Origin of the sequence: Bradyrhizobium hereditatis, assembly GCF_020329435.1 — a bacterium.
In the GTDB taxonomy this organism is placed as follows: Bacteria; Pseudomonadota; Alphaproteobacteria; order Rhizobiales; family Xanthobacteraceae; genus Bradyrhizobium; species Bradyrhizobium hereditatis.
In genome coordinates, this window is record NZ_JAGKJK010000011.1 from 32,473 (window position 1) to 52,372 (window position 19,900).

The 19,900-nt window shown below is 62.5% G+C and carries 20 protein-coding genes; 12 read left to right on the forward strand and 8 right to left on the reverse strand.

Features of this window, described 5'->3' with window-relative positions:
- Nucleotides 1–93: 93 nt before the first annotated feature.
- The 7 genes from J6524_RS24550 (at nt 94) to J6524_RS24580 (ending at nt 6,836) form a co-directional block, all read left to right on the forward strand.
- Nucleotides 94–1,083 (forward strand): sulfate ABC transporter substrate-binding protein, encoded by a 990-nt coding sequence (locus tag J6524_RS24550; protein ID WP_225675321.1) that lies wholly within the window; start codon nt 94–96, stop codon nt 1,081–1,083.
- A 71-nt stretch (nt 1,084–1,154) separates the two neighbouring features.
- Nucleotides 1,155–1,961: a sulfate ABC transporter permease subunit CysT gene (gene cysT / locus J6524_RS24555; protein WP_225675754.1), complete on the forward strand. Its 807-nt coding sequence runs from the start codon at nt 1,155–1,157 to the stop codon at nt 1,959–1,961.
- A gap of 11 nt (nt 1,962–1,972) precedes the next feature.
- Nucleotides 1,973–2,938 (forward strand): sulfate ABC transporter permease subunit CysW, encoded by a 966-nt coding sequence (gene cysW, locus J6524_RS24560; protein WP_225675323.1) that lies wholly within the window; start codon nt 1,973–1,975, stop codon nt 2,936–2,938.
- Nucleotides 2,935–3,984: a sulfate/molybdate ABC transporter ATP-binding protein gene (locus J6524_RS24565; protein ID WP_225675325.1), complete on the forward strand. Its 1,050-nt coding sequence runs from the start codon at nt 2,935–2,937 to the stop codon at nt 3,982–3,984. Before cysW ends, J6524_RS24565 begins: the two co-directional genes overlap by 4 nt.
- A 235-nt stretch (nt 3,985–4,219) precedes the next feature.
- On the forward strand, nt 4,220–4,717 hold the full coding sequence (locus tag J6524_RS24570) for a CAP domain-containing protein (protein ID WP_225675327.1): 498 nt from the start codon (nt 4,220–4,222) through the stop codon (nt 4,715–4,717).
- Between the two features lie 137 nt (nt 4,718–4,854).
- Nucleotides 4,855–6,042, forward strand: a complete 1,188-nt coding sequence (locus tag J6524_RS24575) for a DUF3734 domain-containing protein (RefSeq protein WP_225675329.1) — start codon at nt 4,855–4,857, stop codon at nt 6,040–6,042.
- Between the two features lie 5 nt (nt 6,043–6,047).
- The gene (locus tag J6524_RS24580) at nt 6,048–6,836 is read left to right on the forward strand and encodes a 3-hydroxybutyrate dehydrogenase (RefSeq protein WP_225675331.1); all 789 of its coding nucleotides are present in this window, start codon (nt 6,048–6,050) and stop codon (nt 6,834–6,836) included.
- Nucleotides 6,837–6,867: 31 nt separating this feature from the next.
- Here J6524_RS24580 and J6524_RS24585 read toward each other — a convergent pair whose 3' ends face one another.
- From J6524_RS24585 to J6524_RS24595, 3 genes are all read right to left on the reverse strand, one after another.
- Entirely contained in the window at nt 6,868–7,698 is an 831-nt protein-coding gene (locus J6524_RS24585) for a sulfite exporter TauE/SafE family protein (RefSeq protein ID WP_225675333.1), read from the reverse strand.
- 240 nt (nt 7,699–7,938) lie between these two features.
- The gene (locus J6524_RS24590) at nt 7,939–9,297 is read right to left on the reverse strand and encodes an oligosaccharide flippase family protein (protein WP_225675335.1); all 1,359 of its coding nucleotides are present in this window, start codon (nt 9,295–9,297) and stop codon (nt 7,939–7,941) included.
- 464 nt (nt 9,298–9,761) lie between these two features.
- The gene (locus J6524_RS24595) at nt 9,762–10,109 is read right to left on the reverse strand and encodes a hypothetical protein (protein WP_225675337.1); all 348 of its coding nucleotides are present in this window, start codon (nt 10,107–10,109) and stop codon (nt 9,762–9,764) included.
- A 539-nt stretch (nt 10,110–10,648) separates the two neighbouring features.
- On the opposite strand from J6524_RS24595, the gene J6524_RS24600 reads away from it, so the two are divergent.
- Nucleotides 10,649–10,804 (forward strand): hypothetical protein, encoded by a 156-nt coding sequence (locus J6524_RS24600; protein ID WP_225675339.1) that lies wholly within the window; start codon nt 10,649–10,651, stop codon nt 10,802–10,804.
- 199 nt (nt 10,805–11,003) lie between these two features.
- The gene (locus tag J6524_RS24605; RefSeq protein ID WP_225675341.1) at nt 11,004–11,261 is read left to right on the forward strand and encodes a hypothetical protein; all 258 of its coding nucleotides are present in this window, start codon (nt 11,004–11,006) and stop codon (nt 11,259–11,261) included.
- Between the two features lie 147 nt (nt 11,262–11,408).
- On the opposite strand, the gene J6524_RS24610 is transcribed toward J6524_RS24605, so the two are convergent.
- Nucleotides 11,409–12,245: a protein-disulfide reductase DsbD domain-containing protein gene (locus J6524_RS24610; RefSeq protein ID WP_225675342.1), complete on the reverse strand. Its 837-nt coding sequence runs from the start codon at nt 12,243–12,245 to the stop codon at nt 11,409–11,411.
- Between the two features lie 137 nt (nt 12,246–12,382).
- On the opposite strand from J6524_RS24610, the gene J6524_RS24615 reads away from it, so the two are divergent.
- Entirely contained in the window at nt 12,383–13,033 is a 651-nt protein-coding gene (locus J6524_RS24615) for a YqgE/AlgH family protein (protein ID WP_225675344.1), read from the forward strand.
- A 174-nt stretch (nt 13,034–13,207) separates the two neighbouring features.
- Here J6524_RS24615 and J6524_RS24620 read toward each other — a convergent pair whose 3' ends face one another.
- Complete coding sequence (locus tag J6524_RS24620; RefSeq protein ID WP_225675346.1) at nt 13,208–14,095, reverse strand: TauD/TfdA dioxygenase family protein; 888 nt, start codon at nt 14,093–14,095, stop codon at nt 13,208–13,210.
- Nucleotides 14,096–14,289: 194 nt separating this feature from the next.
- Nucleotides 14,290–15,069: an SDR family NAD(P)-dependent oxidoreductase gene (locus J6524_RS24625; protein WP_225675348.1), complete on the reverse strand. Its 780-nt coding sequence runs from the start codon at nt 15,067–15,069 to the stop codon at nt 14,290–14,292.
- A 175-nt stretch (nt 15,070–15,244) separates the two neighbouring features.
- Between J6524_RS24625 and J6524_RS24630 the strand changes: the two genes are divergently transcribed.
- Together J6524_RS24630 and J6524_RS24635 are read left to right on the forward strand one after the other, a co-directional pair.
- Nucleotides 15,245–15,979, forward strand: a complete 735-nt coding sequence (locus J6524_RS24630) for an SDR family oxidoreductase (RefSeq protein WP_225675350.1) — start codon at nt 15,245–15,247, stop codon at nt 15,977–15,979.
- A gap of 83 nt (nt 15,980–16,062) precedes the next feature.
- Nucleotides 16,063–16,440 (forward strand): CsbD family protein, encoded by a 378-nt coding sequence (locus J6524_RS24635; RefSeq protein ID WP_225675352.1) that lies wholly within the window; start codon nt 16,063–16,065, stop codon nt 16,438–16,440.
- Nucleotides 16,441–16,569: 129 nt separating this feature from the next.
- Here the strand turns inward: J6524_RS24635 and J6524_RS24640 are convergent, their stop codons facing one another.
- Together J6524_RS24640 and J6524_RS24645 are read right to left on the reverse strand one after the other, a co-directional pair.
- On the reverse strand, nt 16,570–18,294 hold the full coding sequence (locus J6524_RS24640) for an SGNH/GDSL hydrolase family protein (RefSeq protein WP_225675354.1): 1,725 nt from the start codon (nt 18,292–18,294) through the stop codon (nt 16,570–16,572).
- Nucleotides 18,295–18,460: 166 nt separating this feature from the next.
- Nucleotides 18,461–19,843: a lytic murein transglycosylase gene (locus tag J6524_RS24645; protein ID WP_225675355.1), complete on the reverse strand. Its 1,383-nt coding sequence runs from the start codon at nt 19,841–19,843 to the stop codon at nt 18,461–18,463.
- Between the last annotated feature and the right edge of the window lie 57 nt (nt 19,844–19,900).

Genomic DNA, 19,900 nt, shown 5'->3' on the forward strand with positions numbered 1-19,900 from the left:
AAACGTGGTTTCATTGACTGAGCGACCTTTCGTCGCGACTTATGCGTTCGTGCTTTTGATGGTATGCTTCATCGAGCCGAATGGAGATCAACGATGATCCGTCGCATTCTGCCACTCGTCGCGGGCTTGCTCTGGGCGAGTTCGGCCTTCGCGGCCGACTACACGCTGCTCAACGTATCCTATGATCCGACGCGCGAGCTCTACGCCGATTTCAACAAGGCGTTCATCGCGGCCTATCAGAAGGAAACCGGCAAGAGCGTCGAGATCAAGCAGTCGCATGGCGGCTCGGGATCGCAAGCGCGCGCCGTGATCGACGGACTGCAGGCGGATATCGTCACGCTGGCGCTGGCCTATGACATTGACGCCATCGCCGCCAAAGGCCTGGTGGCTGCGGATTGGCAGAAGAAGCTGTCGCTCAACGCCTCGCCCTACACCTCGACGATCGTGTTTCTGGTGCGCAAGGGCAATCCGAAGGCCATCAAGGATTGGGACGATCTGATCAAGTCCGGCGTGCAGGTGATCACGCCCAATCCCAAAACATCGGGCGGCGCGCGCTGGAACTATCTCGCCGCGTGGGGCTTCGCCGAAAAGAAATTGGGTTCAGCCGATAAGGCGAAAAAGTTCGTCGCCGATCTCTTCAAGAACGTGCCGGTGCTCGATACCGGCGCGCGCGGCTCGACGGTGACCTTCGTCGAGCGCGGCGTCGGCGACGTGCTGCTGGCGTGGGAGAACGAGGCATTTCTAGCGCAGCGCGAGTTCGGCAAGGACAAGTTCGAGATCATCGCGCCGCCGCTATCGATTCTCGCCGAGCCGCCGGTAGCTGTTGTCGACAAGGTTGCCGATAAAAAAGGCACTCGCGCGGTCGCTGAAGCCTATCTAAAATATTGGTATACCAAAGAAGGTCAGGAAATCGCCGCACGCAATTCCTATCGTCCGCGCGATTCGGAAATTGCGAAGGAGTACGAAAAATCCTTCGCCAAGGTCGAACTTTTCACCATCGACGACGTTTTTGGTGGTTGGACCAAGGCGCAGAAAGATCACTTCGGCGAAGGCGGCATTTTCGACCAAATCTACAAAAATTGATCTGTGGCGAACGAACGGCCGGAGCGGAAGCAGGGGGACATGTGAGCACAGCGGTCGCGCGACGAAGCAGCTTGCCCGGGTTTGGTCTTACCATGGGACTGACCCTGACCTGGCTTTCCATTATTATCTTGATTCCGCTCGCCGGCCTGTTTCTCAAGACGCTTGAGCTATCGCCCTTCCAGTTCTGGGAAATCCTCACCAGCCGTCGCACCTTGAACGCGCTGAAGATTTCCTTCGGCCTCTCCTTTGCCGCCGCGTGCGTCAATCTGGTCATGGGCACGATCATCGTCTGGGCGCTGGTGCGCTATCGTTTTCCCGGCCGCCGTATATTCGACGCCATCGTCGACATTCCCTTCGCGCTGCCGACTGCAGTTGCAGGCGTGGCGCTGACGCAATTGTTCGCGCAGAAGGGTTGGCTTGGCGCACCGCTGGCTGAACTCGGCATCAAGGTCGCTTTCACGCCGATCGGCATTTTCGTGGCGATGGTCTTTATCGGTATTCCCTTCGTCGTGCGCACGGTGCAGCCCGTCCTGATCGATCTCGATCCCGAGATCGAGGAGGCCGCCGCGAGCCTCGGCGCCAACCGCTGGCACACCGTGTTTCGGGTAATCATGCCGAGCTTGATTCCCGCGCTATTGACCGGCTTTGCCCTGGCGTTCGCGCGCGCGGTCGGTGAATACGGCTCGGTGATCTTCATCGCCGGCAATCTGCCGAATGTCTCCGAGATCGCGCCGCTCCTGATCGTGATCCGGTTGTCCGAATTCCGCTATGCCGACGCGACGGCGATCGCCGTCGTCATGCTGCTGGCCGCCTTCGTGATCATCTTCGCCGTCAATCGCCTGCAACGCTGGGCGCAAACCCGCATTCCCGCGCATTGAGGGCCTGGCCGATGTCGACGCAAACGAGCTTTGTAACTCAGGCCACCGCGTTGCCGGCCTACACTTCTACGACAGATCTTGCCATCTCCCCGCCCACCCGCGAAGCGAGAGGTCGCGCCCGCCTGGCTGCTGCCTCGAAGGATCTGCGCAGTGAGCCCGGGCCGATCCGGTTCATCATCATTGCGCTCGCGCTCTCCTTTCTCACGATCTTCGTCGTGCTGCCCCTCGTGGTGGTGTTCGCATCGGCCTTCTCCAAGGGCGTCAGCGCCTATTTTGCCGCATTGTCTGAGCCGGAGGCGCTTTCGGCGATCAAGCTCACGCTGCTGGTGGCGGCGATCTCGGTCAGCCTCAATCTGGTGTTCGGCGTGATCGCCGCCTGGGCGATCGCAAAGTTCGATTTTCCCGGCAAGACTATCCTGATCACGCTGATCGACCTGCCATTCTCGGTCAGCCCCGTCATCTCGGGTCTCGTCTTCGTGCTGCTGTTCGGCGCGCAGGGCTATTGGGGCGCCTGGCTGCAGGCGCACAATATCCATATCCTGTTCGCGCTGCCGGGCATTGCGCTGGCGACCATCTTCGTCACGTTCCCGTTCGTCGCCCGCTCGCTGATCCCCTTGATGCAGGAGCAGGGCACGCAGGAGGAAGAGGCGGCGATCTCGCTGGGCGCGTCTGGCCTACAGACCTTCTTCCGCGTCACCCTGCCCAATATCAAATGGGGCCTGCTCTATGGCGTACTATTGTGCAATGCGCGCGCCATGGGCGAGTTCGGCGCGGTGTCAGTCGTCTCGGGCCACATCCGCGGCGAGACCAATACCATGCCGCTTTTGGTCGAGATCCTCTATAATGAATATCAATTCGTGGCCTCGTTTGCGATTGCCTCCCTGCTGGCAATGCTGGCCCTGATCACGCTGGTCGTGAAGACCATTCTCGAACAGCGTCTGGACGAAGAGCAAACTCCAAAGGACGATTCCAGGTGACCATTGAAGTCAAAAACATCGTCAAGAAGTTCGGCTCATTTGCCGCGCTCGACAACGTCGATCTGAAGGTCGGCAAGGGTGAATTGCTGGCGCTGCTCGGCCCATCCGGTTCGGGGAAGACGACGCTGCTGCGGATCATTGCCGGTCTCGACTGGCCGGATGCCGGCGAGGTGCGGATCGATGGTGAGGATGCGCTGGGACACGGCGCCAGCGAGCGTCATGTCGGCTTCGTATTCCAGCACTATGCGCTGTTCCGCCACATGACGGTGTTCGAGAACGTGGCCTTCGGCCTGCGCGTGCAGCCGCGCGCCGTGCGCAAGGACGAGGCAACGATCCGCGCCCGCGTCAAGGAATTGCTCGATCTGGTGCAACTCGACTGGCTGGCCAATCGCTATCCGAGCCAGCTCTCCGGCGGTCAGCGGCAGCGCATCGCGCTGGCGCGGGCGCTTGCAATCGAGCCGCGTATCCTGCTGCTCGACGAGCCGTTCGGCGCGCTCGATGCCAAGGTTCGCAAAGAGCTTCGGCAATGGCTACGCTCGCTGCACAATGAGATCCACGTCACTTCGATCTTCGTCACCCACGATCAGGAAGAAGCGCTCGAAGTCGCTAACCGGGTCGTTGTGATGGACAAGGGCCGCATCGAGCAGATCGGCTCGCCTGGCGAGGTCTATGACAATCCCGCGACCGCCTTTGTCCATGGCTTCATCGGCGAATCCATCGTGCTGCCGGTCGAGGTTACCGGCGGCTCGGTACATCTCGGTGGCCGGCCGCTTAACATCGCCGCCGAGGGCGCGGCCTCCGGCGCCTCGAAACTTTTCGTCCGCCGCCATGACATGCAGATTGGCCCCGCCGGAACCGGCTCGCTCGAGGGCGCGGTGCGCCATGTCCGCTCATTCGGCCCGATCCAGCGGGCGGAAATCGCCTTGACGGATGGCGAGGGCAAGACCGTGATCGAGATCGATGCCCCCCGGGACCGGGAGCTCCAGGCTGGCGAGATCATCGGCCTGCAGCCCCGCCGCTACCGGATTTTTGCGGCCCAGGAATAGTGTTCTTGGCCGGGATTGACGCCACAAGCGCCGCCGTCATGGCCGCGAAGGCGGGTATCCAGTAATCGCCGCCGTCTCTCGAAGCGCGACTACGCGGGATACGGGATCGTCTGCCTATGCGGACGATGACAGCGGTGGGTGGGGCGATGGCCAAAATCAGTCCCCGTTCACCATTCAGCCACGGTTGGTATGCAACAACGCACCCTCAGCCTTAGGGATTCGGGGGATTCTATCGGTGAAACGGGCGACTAGCGCCATTATCGGGCTTTTGCTGCTTGCCGGCTGCGCGGGAGACGTCAAGCTCCCGGATCAGCCGGCCATGTATGTCGATATGGCCAGACCTGGCGCCACCCTCGATACGGTCGCGGCGGCGACCATGATCTCGCAATACCGCCAGAACAACGGCCTTGGCGCCGTGGTGGTCGATCCGGAGCTGACGAGGCTTGCCGAGCAGCAGTCGCAGGCCATGGCGGCCCGCAACAAGATGGACCATGACGTGAAGGGCCCGCTGGAGAAGCGGCTGGGCGCTTCCGGCTATCCGGCGACGCTCGCGGTCGAAAACGTCTCGGCCGGATACCACACCTTGGCAGAGGCGTTCTCCGGCTGGCGCGATTCGCCCCCGCACAAGGCCAACATGCTCAAGAACGGTGTCACAAAACTGGGCATCGCGGCGACTTATGCTCCGAACACCAAATACAAGGTGTTCTGGACGCTCATCCTTGCGTCAACCTGAAACAAACCTGGATACGGGCGACCAACGCCTCACAAAGCGATAAACCCGGCGTGATCCTTGCTTCGATCTCGCCGATTGACGCCGTCGCGAACTGTCGCCACGGTGCCCCGGTCATTGTCCACTAGCTGACGGTCACGATGGATGATTTTCCCCACCCTGCGACCTCTGCGCCAGCCACCACGCCCGCCAAGGCGCAGCGTGTACTGGTCCTGCAAGGCGGCGGCGCGCTCGGCTCCTACCAGGCCGGTGCCTTTCAGGCGCTGTGCCGCTCGGGCTTCGAACCGGAATGGATTGCCGGCATCTCGATCGGGGCCATTAATGCCGCGATCATCGCCGGCAATGGTCCCGAAACACGTGTCGATCGCCTCAAGGAATTCTGGGAGATGGTATCGTCTCCGGTATCCTGGAGCCCGGTGACGCCGGGCGATCGCGCCCGCTCGCTGTTCAATGAAACGAGCGCCGCGCTGATTGCTACCTTCGGCGTGCCCGGCTTTTTCACGCCGCGCGTTCCGCCTGCACCCTGGTGGCCGCCCGGTAGTCCGCAATCGCAGAGCTATTATGACACCGCGCCCTTGAAGAAGACGCTGGAGCGGTTGGTCGACTTCGATCGCATCAATGATTTGAAGACGCGACTGAGTGTCGGCGCGGTCAGCGTGACCTCGGGCAATCTGAAATATTTCGATAATTTCGAATTCAGGAAGCTCGGCAAGAAGATCGGACCCGAGCACATCATGGCCTCCGGTGCGCTGCCGCCCGGCTTTCCTTCTATCAAGATCGAGGACGAGCACTATTGGGACGGGGGCATCGCCTCCAACACGCCGCTCGATTACGTGCTGGGTGAGGAAACCAACCGCGATCTTCTGATCTTCCAGGTCGACCTGTTCAGCGCGCGCGGCGACTTGCCGGCGTCGCTGCTGGAGGCCGCGGAGCGCGAAAAAGACATCCGCTATTCCAGCCGTACGCGCATGACTACCGACAAAAACAAGCAACTGCACAACGCGCGTAAGGCGCTGCGTGAGCTGCTTGGAAAACTGCCCGATAACCTCAAGAACGATCCGTCGGTGGAAGTGCTCTGCAACGCGGCGAAGGAGAACACCGTCACCGTCGTGCACCTGATCTACAAGAGCAAGAACTACGAAACCTCCTCCAAGGATTACGACTTTTCACACATAGCTATGGTCGAGCACTGGAACGCGGGCGTCCGCGACGTTCATCAGTCGATGCGTCACAGGGATGTGCTCGAGCGCCCGCAATCCGGCGAGACCATGATGGCCTACGATATGTCGGGGGCTGTTCCCAAGACCCCCGGTGCCAAGCAGGAGTGAATGCAATGGGTACGTTGAAAGGCAAGACTGCCGTCGTGACCGGCTCGACCAGCGGCATCGGATTGGCCTATGCGCGGGCGTTCGCCGCCGCCGGCGCCAATGTCGTCCTCAACGGTATGGGTGTCCCGGCCGATATCGAGCGCGAGCGCTCCGGCATCGAGACCGATTTCAAGGTCCGCGCCGTGCATTCGCCCGCCGACATGACCAAGCCCGCCGAGATCGCCGAAATGATTGCACTCGGCGAGAAGACGTTCGGCTCGGTCGACATCCTCGTCAACAATGCCGGCATCCAGTTCGTGTCGCCGATCGAGGAATTTCCGCCCGAGAAGTGGGAAGGCATCATTGCGATCAACCTGTCGTCTGCTTTTTATGGCATCCGTGCCGCAGTCCCCGGCATGAAGAAGCGCGGTTGGGGCCGTATCATCAACACCGCATCCGCCCATTCGCTGGTCGCTTCGCCGTTCAAGTCGGCCTATGTCTCGGCCAAGCACGGCATCGCCGGTCTCACCAAGACGGTGGCACTGGAGCTTGCGACGTTCAAGATCACCTGTAACTGCATTAGTCCCGGGTACGTCTGGACGCCGCTGGTCGAAAAGCAGATTCCGGAGACCATGAAGGCGCGCAACATGACCAAGGAGCAGGTCATCAACGACGTACTGCTGGACGCGCAGCCGACCAAGGAATTCGTGACCTCGGAGCAGGTCGCGGCGCTCGCGCTGTTCCTGTGCAGCGACGATGCCGCCCAGATCACCGGTGCCAACCTGTCGATCGACGGCGGCTGGACCGCGGCGTAAAATTGCAGGCGGCCGGGCGCGAACGCAATTCCTATTGGGTGACGCTCCGGGCTGCGGCCGCGACACTTTCCGTCGCGATGTGCAATTCACTGAAGCCAAGCTTGCTGGCCACCAGAATCAGCACGGTGGCCAGCAGCAGCCTGAGCACCGTTTCCGGCACGCGAACGGCGCAGTAGCTGCCGATGATGATGCCGGGCAGCGAGCCGATCAGCAGCACGCCCATCAGCGCCCAATCGACCGAACCCAGCGCCCAGTGACCAATGCCGGCGACCAACGTCAGCGGCACCGCGTGCGCAATGTCGGAGCCAACGATAGTTGCCATCGGCAGGCGCGGATAGAGCAGCAGGAGCGCGGTGACGCCAACCGCGCCGGCGCCGACGGAGGAAAGCGAAACCAATACGCCGAGCGCTACGCCCACCAGTACGGTCGCGTGGTCGGTGGTCGAAGCGTCTAGCCGCTCCATGCGCCGGCGGTATCGCTCCATGATGGCCTTGCGGAAGATCAACGAGGTCGCGGTCAGGATCAGCGCAAAGCACAGCACCAGATTGATCAAGCTACGCGCCGCATCCCCATGAAGTTCGAGCTGCCACAGCACGAGCAATGTGACGAGGCTCGCCGGAATGCTGCCGCTGGCGAGGCGGATCACCGCCGGCCAGTGAATACTCTGCGACCAGCCATGCACGAGGCTGCCGCCGGTCTTGGTCGCCGCGGCGTAAAGCAGGTCCGTGCCAACAGCAGTCGACGGATGGACGCCGAACAGCAGGATCAGGAGCGGCGTCATCAGCGAGCCGCCGCCGACACCCGTCATCCCGACTAAGAGGCCGACGCCAAATCCCGATGCAACGTAAAGGGGATCAATCATTTCCAGGTCAGATCTTTGATTTCGTGGAGTATATAGCAGCGCAGGTGTGGGCGTCCTGATTGACTGAAATAAGAATGTTTTTTGTTCGCCCGAAATGCGCTGGATAATTTCTCCATTATGCCAGCACGACGATAGCGACATCCTTTGGCCTCAAATGAGGCCGCCGCAGGGAACACAGCGATAATCATTTGTTCCCGGTGTGAAGAGGCGGCGATGTTGCGCGATCCTGTCCTATCCGGATCAGCCTTTCCCGAACGCCAGCACGTGCAGGCCGAGCCGCCGGCGCACGATCCAGAACAGCAGCACCGTCTCGAACGCCAGCGAGATCGAGGTCGCGGCCGCCGCGCCGTGACCGCCGAAGCGCGGCACCAGCATCACGCAGAGCACAACGTTCATGACGAAGGCGAGCGCATAGGCCAGGGCGCAGATGTGCTGATGGCCAAGCATGTTGAGCAGCCGCTCGACTGGGCCAATCGCGGAGCGCACCACGAGTCCGACAGCGGCGATGAACATGATGTCATAGCCGACCACGAATTGCGGCCCGAACAGCCACAATAGCGGCTTGCCGAGCGCCAATAGCAGGATGGTTGCGGCAAGCGACGGCCAGAACGTCCACTGGATCGCATGTGCCACATAGGCCGATAGCCGCTGCTTGTCGCCCTGCGCATGATATTCTGCAAAGCGATGCGCCGTCGTTGCCGACATCGCGTAGTGAATGAACGAGACCAGCGCCAACGTCTTCACCACGGCGAAATAGATGCCGACTTCTTCCGACGAGCGGAATTGCTGCAGCACCAGGACGTCGGTGTAGGACAGCAGCAGGTAAAATCCTTCGACCATCAGGATCGGCAGCGAGACCGCGAGCCAGCCGCGGAAATCATAGGCCTTGGGGCCGGGTTCGACATGGCCGCCGAGCCTGCGGTTGAGCACGACCATCTGGCCGATCATCGCGATCCATACCGCCGCGGCGCTCGCCAGCATCGCGGCGGTGGCGCCGAGATTGAAGCCGAGCACGAAGGCACCGGCAGTGAAGCCGACGATCAGCGCCTGCCGCACGATGAATTGCGGCATCAGGCCGAGTTGCATCCAGTCATGCGATCGCGCGATGCCGTCCTGGGTGTTGGCGACGACGAAGGCCGGCAGTGTCAGGCAGCCAATATAGAGAGGAACGATCGCATTGGCCTCGATCCACGGCGACAATGCCTTCACCACGCCCGCCAGCAGCAGCGAGACGAGGGAGGAAACCGTGAAGGTGATCCAGCGGCTGCCCGAGAGAAAGCCGCGCAGCAGGGCATGTTCGCCACGGATCCGGTACTCCGGAATGATCTTCTGCGCCGATGCCGAGATGCCGAAATCCATCATGCTGCCGAGCAGAAGCACCCAGGTCCAGACATAGACATAGACGCCGTAATCCGAGCCGCCCATCCAGCGCGCCAGCAGGATCTGCGAGAAATAAGCGAGCGCAGCGCTGAGCACGCGGATGATGAAGATCGTGCCGGCCAGGCGCCGCGTGACGGAAGCTTCATTGGAGCCGCCGAGCATCGCGCGCAGGCGCGCGATCACGCCGGCAGGCGGGGCGGTTGCGGATTGCGTATCCATCACGGCCACAAGGGTGCATCCCCGAAATACGCCGCGAGGTAGCGGCGATCGGTTGGATGTATCAACCATTCGTTAAGATTCGGTTGGGCGGAACCTGTCAGGTCCCGTTGGCGGGGTACCCTGAAAGGGGCTTTGTAGTCGCATGCCGGGCGAGCTTTGCGCGTTTTGCGACCGACGCGACGCGCGCCTAATGATCGTTAGCACCGGGCGAGCTGGAGATGGGCTTCAGCGAGCCCGGCTCGCTGGACAGGGCGGTGGGCGACGGTCTGGGGGAGGTCTCGCGATACCAATAGACGGAGGCAAGGTTCGCGCTCACTTTCGATCAGTAACGATCGGACGCTCGGAACGTTGGCCTAGCCGAGAGGCGAGAATGGATCGGCGAATTGGGCATCATCGCATGAGCAGGGTTGGAGAGGGATGCGACCCGCGTGAGTGATCGCAAATCGCATCCGGGCAGATTTGGCTCAATTAGCTGATAGCTTTTGCTTGTCGTCCGCCTGTGGCGTCCGATCGATTCCCCAGCGCAATGTTGGCGACAGCAGGAGGTCGGTTTTGAATGCGTTGCTCGTCGTGTCCCATTTCATCCAGGGTATCGAGTCGATGTAGGGAACTGGTGGCAAGGTGATCGAAGTCACGGCGCGATCGGAAGGCTGCTGGTTATGCGGACTATCCATTCCCCACGCTGCCAGCGCCGGCATGGCCAACGCCGTACCGATGCAAGCTGCAATCAAGCGCCGGATAAAGCGGCGATCCTTGGTGGCCTTTTTGCCCATCTCCGCCCGAGCGGAGACAATGGTGTGATCAGTGATCATCTCATCCTCCTATCGTTCGAAAACTGATCCAGGCGATTGTTGCGAAGCTCATTGCGAACATGAGCCAATCCAGAGCGAGCGCTGCACGCTTGAGCGGCCTTCGCCGAACAGATGTGCTCATCTCAAGCTCCCGTCGTTGCATCCTTTCTTTGTTTGGCGAATGCGTCGCTTGGTTTCGAAGCCAGGCTCTGCATTCAGTAGCGCCCCTGCGGCGTCAAAGCGCCTCCGGCGCGGAAAACGATCTGGGAGGCGGAAAAATTGGGTTCAAGAGGTCGGCCAAAAATTTTTGATGCGCGCGGGGACCGGCCGAGCTGTAGCCTTGCGCAACTGTCGCTGGTGCCGAAACGATGCAGGTCACCGGAACAAAACCGCCGTGTCATGGTTTAATGCGCGGAGCCATCGCCCGCCGTCACAACGGCGCCTGTAGCGGATAGCCAAAGGTCTAAAGGACCCGCCGTTATTCAACACGAGCGCTCGCGCGGATAGCCAAAGGCGATGGCTGCCATCCAACCCGTATGGTCCCGCGCCCAAGCCGCGAGATGGACGACCCAAGCGACCTGGTTCTGGCGATGTTAGGATTGGCGATAGCTGCCGTCATGCTGGTGGCTGGTACGCTCTATCTCGTCATGACGCCCGATCCCCTGCCAGTCCATACGGCGCCGCCGGCCGTGCAGGCAATGCCCCCAGTCTCGTAGCGCATTCCTTTCGTACCGTTGGTTGCCGAACAGGAGGGCACATCTTGCCGCGCAGCGTGTCGGCACTCGGTCGGCGCGTGAGCGCCCGGCTTCGGAGCGACTTTCCGGCGACGGCGATACCGGTTGCTGGGCTGGCGGGAACTTTTCTGATTTTTTGAACTTTTAGCTCCGGTCGCATGGTGCGGCCGGGGAGGACAATATGAAACTGCTTGTTACCGCTATTACGATCACCACTGCGCTGGCTGTAAGCCCGGCTTTTGCTGCGAAGATGGCGGCTTGCACCAGCGAAAACATGGCCAAACTCGTCACCTCCAGCGCCACTATGCCTGACACTCCGGCTAAGGCTGCGATGATGAAGGAGATGGGTGCGGCAAATGCCGCTATGGCAAAGGGCGATATGCGGGGTGCTTGCAAGAGCTATATGCGCGCTCAGCAAATCAGCGGGCAGAAAAGCTAGGAGTTATCCCCAAAGGAGAGCCGGCTGACCGGCTCTCCTCGTATCGAAAACATTTCTGAACCGGTTCGGAAAGCCTTTTGGCGCGGCGCGCAGGTGTTTCTTGCGCGCCGATGGCGTTATCGAACGCTTGGCGAAAGCTGGCAGGCCTCAATTCAGATTGACGTTGAACTCGTAGGCCCGGTCGCCACCGACGAGGGTCAGCTTGAGCGCGGCTCCTTCGGGGCTGGCGCCGGGAGGCAGGCCCTCGAGTTCGAATGCGAAGCGCTTGACGCCGGGCGGACTTTGCTCGACCAGCCTCGGCACCGGCAGCGCCCAGTCGGGCGTCGGCCCCTCGACGAACAGGTTGACCTCCTTGGCCTCGGGCGCCGTGACATCGACCAGCACGCCAGTCTTTCCCTCGCGTCTGACGTCGCGGATGGTCAGCGGATTGGGGTCACCGATATTGGCAGGCTTCGGCACCGCATTGAGCGCATCGGACAGCGTGCCGTCCTCGGTGCTTGCCACGCTGGCAAAGGCGAGTTCGGCGCGGGCCTCGACGGGTATGCAGATCTTCTCGCAGACCGCGTAACTGATGTTGGCCCGCAGCATCACCGGCTTGTCGGCATTCTTGGCGACGATGCGCAGCGGCAGCACGACCTGCTGCTTGTAGCCCAGCGCCGTGCCGCCGGCGCCGTCGTCAAATTTGGTTGGCGCCGGCCACAGCACCGTCACGGCTTCGACATTATCGGATTTGGAGAAATCGAAGCGGGGCGGGACGCCGGAATCGCCCGGGGTGCGCCAATAGGTCTTCCAGCCCGGCTGCAACTGAATGGCAATGCCGCCGAGCAGCACAGTGCCGCTGCGCGATCCCGCCAGCAGCCGAAGCGCGGAATGTGCGTCGTGTTGCCACGGCGAAGCATCCTGGGCGCGAACCTCCGGTGCTGTACACGCGAGATATAGTGCGGCGACGCCGAGCGCGGCGCGCAGGGGAACCATCAGGATCATGGCACGTCTTTACAAGCAAGTTTCGGCGCTAACCATTGAATTGCGTGTGATCGCAGGGCGAATGATACCGGAAGCTTGATTGACAGAAACCGCACCCGATATCAGGATATGATACCATCAAGAGAGGCCTTTTTCGGATGAGCCCTGAAGGCAAGACACCGAAGCCCGTTCGCCGCAAACCCGCCGGCCTTGGCGACAATTCGTCCGGCGAAGGCTATCTGGACGGCCGCCTGCTGATCGCGATGCCTGTCATGGGCGATCCGCGCTTCGAGCGCTCTGTCATCTATATGTGCGCCCATTCGTCGGAAGGCGCGATGGGCATCATCGTCAACCGTCCGGCCGGCAGCATCGATTTTCCGGGATTGCTGGTGCAACTCGACATCATCCAGAAGGCCGACCAGATCAAGCTGCCGGAAACCGCCGAAACGTTGCAGGTGCTGCGAGGCGGCCCGGTCGATACCGGCCGCGGCTTCGTGCTGCATTCGAGCGATTTCTTCATCAAGGACGCGACGCTGAACATCGACGAGGGCATCTGCCTGACGGCAACGGTGGATATCCTCAAGGCCATCGCCCAGGGCACTGGACCAAAGCACGCGATCCTGGCGCTGGGCTATGCCGGCTGGGCGCCGGGCCAGCTCGAGAACGAGATCCAGCACAATGGCTGGCTGCATTGCGACGCCGATCCGGATCTGATTTTCGGCGACGACGTCGAAGAAAAGTACCAGCGCGCGCTGCGCAAGATCGGCATCGATCCCGGCATGCTGTCGAACGAAGCCGGGCACGCCTGAGGTCGTCATTGCCGGGCTCGACCCGGCAATCGATCAAAAAGATGCTTTTGCGAAGGTGATGGATGCGCGGGTCCCGGCTACGCCAAGGCTTCGCCGCGGCTTTCCAGTGCTGGCGCGCCGAAGCTTTAGCGCAGGCGGCAAGCCCGCGCATGACGGTCTGTGAGCGTCGACAGATTACTCCGCCGCCTGTTGCGCCACCGTCGGCTCGGTGCCGGCGACCGTAGCGCGGCGCATGTCGCGCGGTTGCGACTGATCGTAGCGCCGCACCCGGTGCATGGTCTGGCGGTTGTCCCACATCACGAGGTCATGCAACGTCCATTTGTGAACGTAGACGAATTCCGGCTGCGTTGCGTGCTCAGTGAGGTCGCGCAGCAGAAGCCGCGCCTCGGGCATGCTCATGCCTTTGATGGCGCCCGCATGCGACGACAGATACAGCGACTTGCGGCCATGCACCGGATGCGTCCGCACCAGCCGCTGCAGCACCGGCTTGAACATCTCTTTCTCTTCATCGGTATAATCGAGGAAGCCGAGCGAGCCGCGCGAATACATCAGCGAATGCTCGCAGATCAGGTCTTCGATCTCGGCCTTGGTCTCGTCGTCGAGCGCATCATAGGCCGCGCGCATATCGGCAAATTCGGTATTGCCGCCCTTCGGGTTCACCACCCGCGCGGACAACAGTGAGAATTTCGCCGGGATCGGGCGGAACGAGCTGTCGGAATGCCAGAGGCAATTGCCAAGATTGAAGAGATGCGCGCGGCTGTCGCGCGGCAGCGGCTTGCCGTCCTTGCCGAGATTGGAGACGTCGTTCAGGCCCGTGGTGAGGCGATACTCTTCCTTCTTTACGATCGTGCCGCCGCGCGCCTTTTCGCGCTCGCCGAAATTCAGCGCAAAGGCCAGCTGCTGCTCGTCAGTGATGTCCTGGCCGTGAAACACCAGCACGGCATATTTGTCCATGGCCGCTTCGACCTCGGCCGCCTGCTCCTTGGTGAGCGGCACGCGCAAATCGAGGCCGGACACCTCGCCGACAAAATGCTTGTGCAACTGACGAATGGCCAAGGCCATGGGCTGCTCTCCCCTAATATTGCTTTTTCGGAAAGGCTACTCCCGAGGCGCGCGATGTCAACGAGCCCGGGTCTGCCGGCGCCGCATGGCCTTGTGTCCCGGACGCAGGTAGCTTCACTTAAACGGTGAACCGCAGGGCAGGGACGCACTGGACGCCGGTTCAGCATTGCATCCTGCGCAGCATCCGGGAACGCTCAGGCATTCCTGGCCATGAGCCCTCCGTCCACGGGAATGACGGCGCCGGTCAGGAACGAGGCGGCCGGCAGGCAGAGGCTCAGCGTCATGTGCGCCACTTCCTCAGGATCGCCGTAGCGGCCGAGCGCGGTGCGGCGCTTGGCGTAGATCGTCTTGTGCTCTTCGGAAATCCGTTCGGTAATCGCAGTGCGGATTGGACCCGGGCAGATGCAGTTCACGGTGATGCCCTCGCGGCCGAGTTCGACGGCGAGCGAGCGGGTGAGGCTGGTGACGCCGCCCTTCGCCGCAGAGTAGGGGCTGTGCAGCGCGGTCGCGCCGAGCGCCTCGGTCGAGGCGATATTGACGATGCGCGGGCACTTCGATCGGCGCAAATGCGGCAGCGCGGCGCGGATGATGCGTGGATGCGCTGACAGCATCACGGACAGTGCCTTGTCCCAGGCGGCATCATAACCTTGCTCGTCGATCGCCACGCGCACGGAGATGCCGGCATTGTTGATGACGATATCGAGTCCGCCAAAATGGGCGGCGACATCGTTGACGACCCTGATGATGTCATCGGGCTTGGCGACATCAAGCACCCAGGCTTTCGCGGCGCCGCCTTTTGCGGTGATCTCGCCGGCGACGGCCTGTGTGGCTTCCGCATTGAGATCGGTGACGGCAACATTGGCTCCCTCGGCCGCGAACACCAGCGCCGTAGCGCGGCCCATGCCGCTGGCGGCACCGGTGACGAGAACGGTCAGGCCTTTGACCGAGCGGCTGAGCTCTTTGAAATCTGACATGATGTGATCCGGACAGAGGTGCGCGTTGCAGGATTGACAAGGCTGGCACCGATCCGCAGACAGGTCAAACGAAGCCGAGCGAGGTGCAAACGTGAACGATATTAGGACGAGTTTCTGATGGTCAAATTCCTCGATGAAGGCTTGAACTAGAGCACAACAAAAAAGGATCGCAGGGATGAACGAACTGGATTTCAGCGGCAAGCAGGTGTTGGTGGTTGGTGGCTCCAGCGGCATCGGTAACGGCATCGCGCAGGCCTTTCGCGCAAAGGGCGCGAAGGTCGCGGTCTGCGGCACCCGCAATAGCGCGGCCGATTACTCGCCCGACGAGGGATCGCATCTTGAAGGGCTCGACTATTTTCAGCTCGACGTCAGCGATGCGCAGGCCATTCAATTCCTCAAGCCGTCTTTCGAAAAACTCCATGTGCTGGTGCTCGCGCAAGGCGCGGTGATCTACCGCCGCGGCGAGTTCGAGATGGAGGGCTTTCGAAAAGTGCTGGAAGTCAACCTGATCAGCTTGATGGCGTGCGCGACCAAGTTTCAGCCGATGCTGAGTGCGAGCCAGGGATCGCTGATCATCGTCAGTTCGACCGCCGCCTATCATTCCACCATGGGCAATCCAGCCTACAACGCCTCGAAGACCGGCGCGGTGGGCCTGACGCGCACGCTTGGTGAGGCCTGGGCGGGAAACGGCATTCGCGTCAACGGCATCGCGCCCGGCCTGGTCGACACCAAGATGACCAAGGCGACCACGGCTAATCCGAAAAGGCTCGAAGGCGCGCTGGAGCGGATTCCACTGAAGCGGCTCGGCACGCCCGCCGATATGGCCGGCGCGGCGCTGTTCCTTGCCTCGCCGCTGGCGTCCTACATCATCGGCCAGACGATCGTGGTCGATGGCGGGCTGATCCTGTAAGCCCAACACTCGGCGTAAAGCGAGCAGCCGGAACCCGGACCGCGCTCGTCGGTTACTTCAGTTGAAAAACAGGAGTAACCGCGATGGACAAGGATCGGATTGTCGGCTCGGCGAAGGAGTTTGGCGGTAAGGTCGAAAGCGCGGCCGGCGACATGGCCGGCGATGCGAAGACGCAAGCCGAGGGCCGCGTGCGCGAAGCGGCCGGCACCGTGCAGAATCTTTACGGCCAGGCCAAGGATGCCGCCCGCGACGCCACCGACGCTGCCGTCAACTATGCCAAGGATGCTTACGAAAACAGCGGCGCGACGGTTCGCAGCGGCCAAAAAGCGGTGGCGAAGACCGTGCAGGAAAATCCGCTCGGCGCGCTATTGGTCGCAGCCGGAATTGGATTCGCGCTGGCGCTGCTGATGACGCGCCCGCCGCGCCGTCCGCCGCCGCCGCGCTGGCGCTATTACGGCTAAACCGTAGCAGTCATTCCGCGACGCGCAGCAGCGCGAAGGCCGAAACCAGACGTTTTGGATCGAGACGTACGACGCTGTGCAATAGCACACCGTAATTCGATGCCGGCGCATCGCTTCGGATGGCAGCCCTTATCGCATGAATGCGCCGGGCGGCATCTCGGCCGATCGTCCAACGCTACCCGGCGGACGCGGCGCGCCCGGAGCAAACGGTCCACCACGCGGCGGTGCGGCCGCGGGAGGCGCGGGCGGCCGCGGCGCCGCACCGAAGCCGCCGAAGAAGTCGCGCAGCGACGGCCCGTTGTTTTGCGGCGGCCGAATCTGCATCGGCGGCGGCGGCAGTCTCCTCTGCTGTTGCTGCAGCGTTTGCTGCGGCGGCGGCAGCAGAAGCTGTTTCTGGGCGGGCGCAGCCGCGACCGCTCCGCTAGGCGAAGTGGCCGCAACCGGCGTATCGCCTCTGGCCGGCTCGCGGCCGATTTCCCGGCGAGGCCAGACGTAATCGTCGGCTCGGCCGGCAGGCGGCGCCAGCGCTTCACCCTTCACCAGCGTGCGCGCGGCGAGCGCGTCGACCGCCGCCGGGCGCGAGCCGGGACCACCGAGCAGCTGATCGGTGCCGACCGAAGAGGCCACCAGCGGCATCACCGGTCCGGCCAAGGGGCGCGGCGCCGGCTGGCCGGGTGCGACATTGGCCTCTGGTGTCGTCGGCTCGATCGGCACGGCGATCGGTCCGGAGCGCGCTGCCAAGAGGCGCGTCACCTCGCGCTCGACATAATGCGCAAGCTTGCGCGCGCCGGGCTTGGTGAAGAAGACGCCATCGGCGGTGCGGAGTTGCCGGATCTGGCCTTCGAAATCGGGACCCTTCTGCAGGAAGCGGCCGGCTTCATCGACAAAGCCATCCCAGATATCGACATAGGTGATGCCGGCCTTGCCCGCGCCATCGCGATAGAGCGCATCGAGGAACAGCATGTCGGCTGTTCCCTTTTGCCCGCGGATCGCCGGCAGGCCGACCCACAGCACCGGCACGCCCTTGGATTTCAGGATGCCGATCAGCTCTTCGATCTTCTTGGCATAGAGCTCGACCCAGCGCTCGTCGCGGAATTCGTAGAGCCCGCCGCCCGAACGTGCGTTCTTGTCCGGCGCGCCGCTCTGTGGCGCGTCGTCGGTCGCATCGTCAGGCGACAATTCGGCATCGGCAGGTTTGTCGTCGCGTTTGGCGGTATCAGTCGAACCTTCCGGCTTCGGCTTGGCGTCCGCCGGCTTGGTGGCGTCCGGCTTGCCGCGCGCGTCCTTCTTCTCTTCCTTCTTGTCGGTCTTCTTCTCGGTGGCCGCCTCGCGGATCGCCTGGCGGTCGTGGAGGCCGAGCATGACGACGATGGCGTCAGCCTTTTCGGTGGCGAGGATGCCCTTTGCGGCCGCGGCCCAATCGGCGGGCTCGCCGCGCGGCTGATACTTGATCAGGCCAGAGACGGTCTTGTGCTTGCGGATCACGCCCATGTCGGGCTGCTCAGAATAGGCGTCTTCCAGGCCGTAGCCGAGCCAGTCGGCCATGGCGTCGCCGAGCACCAGCACGTTACGCTCCGGCACCGTGTCGCGCTTGGCGGGCGCCGGTGCGCGGGAGAAATCCTGGCGCGGCGCCTGCTGTTGAGGCTGCTGCTGGAAGGGCGCAAAGAAATCGCCACCGAACCAGCCGCCGCCGCGTTGTGGCGCTTGCCGCGGCGCACCGCCGAATCCGCCGAAGTTGAAAAACTGCGCGGAAGCCGGTCCCGCGATCCCCACCAGAAGTGCGATCGCAACCGCCAGCGCCACCAGCGGGCCGGTCTCGGTGAACACGTGCAAGAAGGATTTTGGCTTTCGCATCCGGCTCGGTCGCAAAATGGATCGTGAAGCGTCAAATATAGTATTGGAATCGGACCACAAGCGGGCAGATTTTCCCCATAAACATAAGCCGGTGTTCCCGCCGGACCGTCAAGACTTCTGCCGAATCTTGGTTTTGGGGCTCCCTTCGGCCCCCAAACGCGGGGTTTCACCGCCCTCTCAGGCGCTCCAGCACGTCCGCCGAGGCGAATCCGTCCGCCGGCGCGCCGATGGAGGCCTGGAAGCTGCGGAGCGCCTCCCGCGTCTGGCCGCCGAACTGGCCGTCCGGGGTGCCGCGGTAGAAGCCGCGCTGGGCTAGAAGCTGCTGCAGTTCCAGCCGCTCCGCCCGCGACAGCACCCGTTCCTGGCGCGGCCAGGGCTGCACGAAGGGCGGTCCGCCGCGCAGGCGGTCGGCAAAATGGCCGATCGCCAACGCATACGCCTCCGCCGGGTTGTATTTCATGATCACCCGGAAATTCTGCAGCATCAGGAAGCCAGGTCCCTGCATGCCGGCAGGTGCCAGAAGGTAGGCCTTTTCGGCCGTATCGGGGAAAGGTTTGCCGTCGGCCCGGGTCAGGCCTTGGGCCTGCCACTGCGCGATCGTCATTGCCTTGGATTTGTCCGCCAGCATGAAATTGAAGCCCTGCGGCAGCACCACCTCGTATCCCCAACTCCGGCCGGTCTGCCAGCCGTCCTTCTTGAGGTTGTTGGCGGTGGAGGCGATCAGGTCGGCGGCGTTATCGACGACGTCGCGGCGGCCATCGCCATCTCCATCGACCGCATAGCGCTTGAAGGCGGTCGGCATGAACTGCGTCGGCCCGAACGCGCCCGCCCAGGAGCCGCGCATCTGTTCGGGACGCAGATCGCCGCGGTTAAGGATTTCCAGCGCGGTGAGGAACTCGTCCTTGAAATAGGCCTGTCGGCGGCCGATGCAGGCGAGCGTCGCCGTCGAATTCACCACGCTGCGGTCGCCGATCTGGGTCGAGTAGTTGGATTCGATGCCCCAGATCGAAGCGACGACGTAGCGATCGACGCCATAGCTTCTCTCCACCGCATCGAATTGCGGTTTGTATTTCGCAAGGATCTCGCGCCCCTTGGCGAGGCGGTTGTCGTTCACGAGAATGTCGAGATAGTCCCAGATCGCCTTGGTGAATTCGGGCTGCGAATCCATCAGGTCCATGATGCGCAAATCAGGCTCGAGGCCTGCGGTGAAGCGCTGGAAATTTTCTTGGTTGATGTTGCGCCGTGCGGCATCAGGCCACATCGAGGCGACGCAATTTTGAAAATTCTCTGCCGCCTGCCGGATCGCACTCGCGGTCATCAGGGGATGGCCGGAAGCGCCGTCCTCGCCGCTCCACGGCGGCGGAGCGCCGTTCGGGCCCGGCGCTGCCTGCGGCGCAGGAGTGGCCTTCGGACCCGAGAAGATGTTGCCCAAAAAGTTCGAAATCCCGTCGCTGCCGGCCGATTGAGCATAGGACGGGGTGACGAAAGTTGCCGGACAGGAACACAACAGCGCGGCCGCGATTAAGATCGCGCCGGTTCGATTACTCATCGCTCGTTCAGCTACGCCCATGCAGTGTCCGTCCGTCGTAACCAACCCAGTGCCAGA

Excerpts from the sequence above, each read along its gene's own strand:
- J6524_RS24590 (WP_225675335.1), bottom strand. The coding sequence starts at position 9,297 with ATGGATACGCAATCCGCAACCGCCCCGCCTGCCGGCGTGATCGCGCGC.
- J6524_RS24550 (WP_225675321.1), top strand. The coding sequence starts at position 94 with ATGATCCGTCGCATTCTGCCACTCGTCGCGGGCTTGCTCTGGGCGAGT.
- J6524_RS24635 (WP_225675352.1), top strand. The coding sequence starts at position 16,063 with ATGGACAAGGATCGGATTGTCGGCTCGGCGAAGGAGTTTGGCGGTAAG.
- J6524_RS24585 (WP_225675333.1), bottom strand. The coding sequence starts at position 7,698 with ATGATTGATCCCCTTTACGTTGCATCGGGATTTGGCGTCGGCCTCTTA.
- J6524_RS24580 (WP_225675331.1), top strand. The coding sequence starts at position 6,048 with ATGGGTACGTTGAAAGGCAAGACTGCCGTCGTGACCGGCTCGACCAGC.
- J6524_RS24645 (WP_225675355.1), bottom strand. The coding sequence starts at position 19,843 with ATGAGTAATCGAACCGGCGCGATCTTAATCGCGGCCGCGCTGTTGTGT.
- J6524_RS24620 (WP_225675346.1), bottom strand. The coding sequence starts at position 14,095 with ATGGCCTTGGCCATTCGTCAGTTGCACAAGCATTTTGTCGGCGAGGTG.
- J6524_RS24610 (WP_225675342.1), bottom strand. The coding sequence starts at position 12,245 with ATGATCCTGATGGTTCCCCTGCGCGCCGCGCTCGGCGTCGCCGCACTA.
- J6524_RS24605 (WP_225675341.1), top strand. The coding sequence starts at position 11,004 with ATGAAACTGCTTGTTACCGCTATTACGATCACCACTGCGCTGGCTGTA.
- J6524_RS24595 (WP_225675337.1), bottom strand. The coding sequence starts at position 10,109 with ATGATCACTGATCACACCATTGTCTCCGCTCGGGCGGAGATGGGCAAA.
- J6524_RS24640 (WP_225675354.1), bottom strand. The coding sequence starts at position 18,294 with ATGCGAAAGCCAAAATCCTTCTTGCACGTGTTCACCGAGACCGGCCCG.
- cysW (WP_225675323.1), top strand. The coding sequence starts at position 1,973 with ATGTCGACGCAAACGAGCTTTGTAACTCAGGCCACCGCGTTGCCGGCC.
- J6524_RS24615 (WP_225675344.1), top strand. The coding sequence starts at position 12,383 with ATGAGCCCTGAAGGCAAGACACCGAAGCCCGTTCGCCGCAAACCCGCC.
- J6524_RS24600 (WP_225675339.1), top strand. The coding sequence starts at position 10,649 with ATGGACGACCCAAGCGACCTGGTTCTGGCGATGTTAGGATTGGCGATA.
- J6524_RS24625 (WP_225675348.1), bottom strand. The coding sequence starts at position 15,069 with ATGTCAGATTTCAAAGAGCTCAGCCGCTCGGTCAAAGGCCTGACCGTT.
- J6524_RS24575 (WP_225675329.1), top strand. The coding sequence starts at position 4,855 with ATGGATGATTTTCCCCACCCTGCGACCTCTGCGCCAGCCACCACGCCC.
- J6524_RS24630 (WP_225675350.1), top strand. The coding sequence starts at position 15,245 with ATGAACGAACTGGATTTCAGCGGCAAGCAGGTGTTGGTGGTTGGTGGC.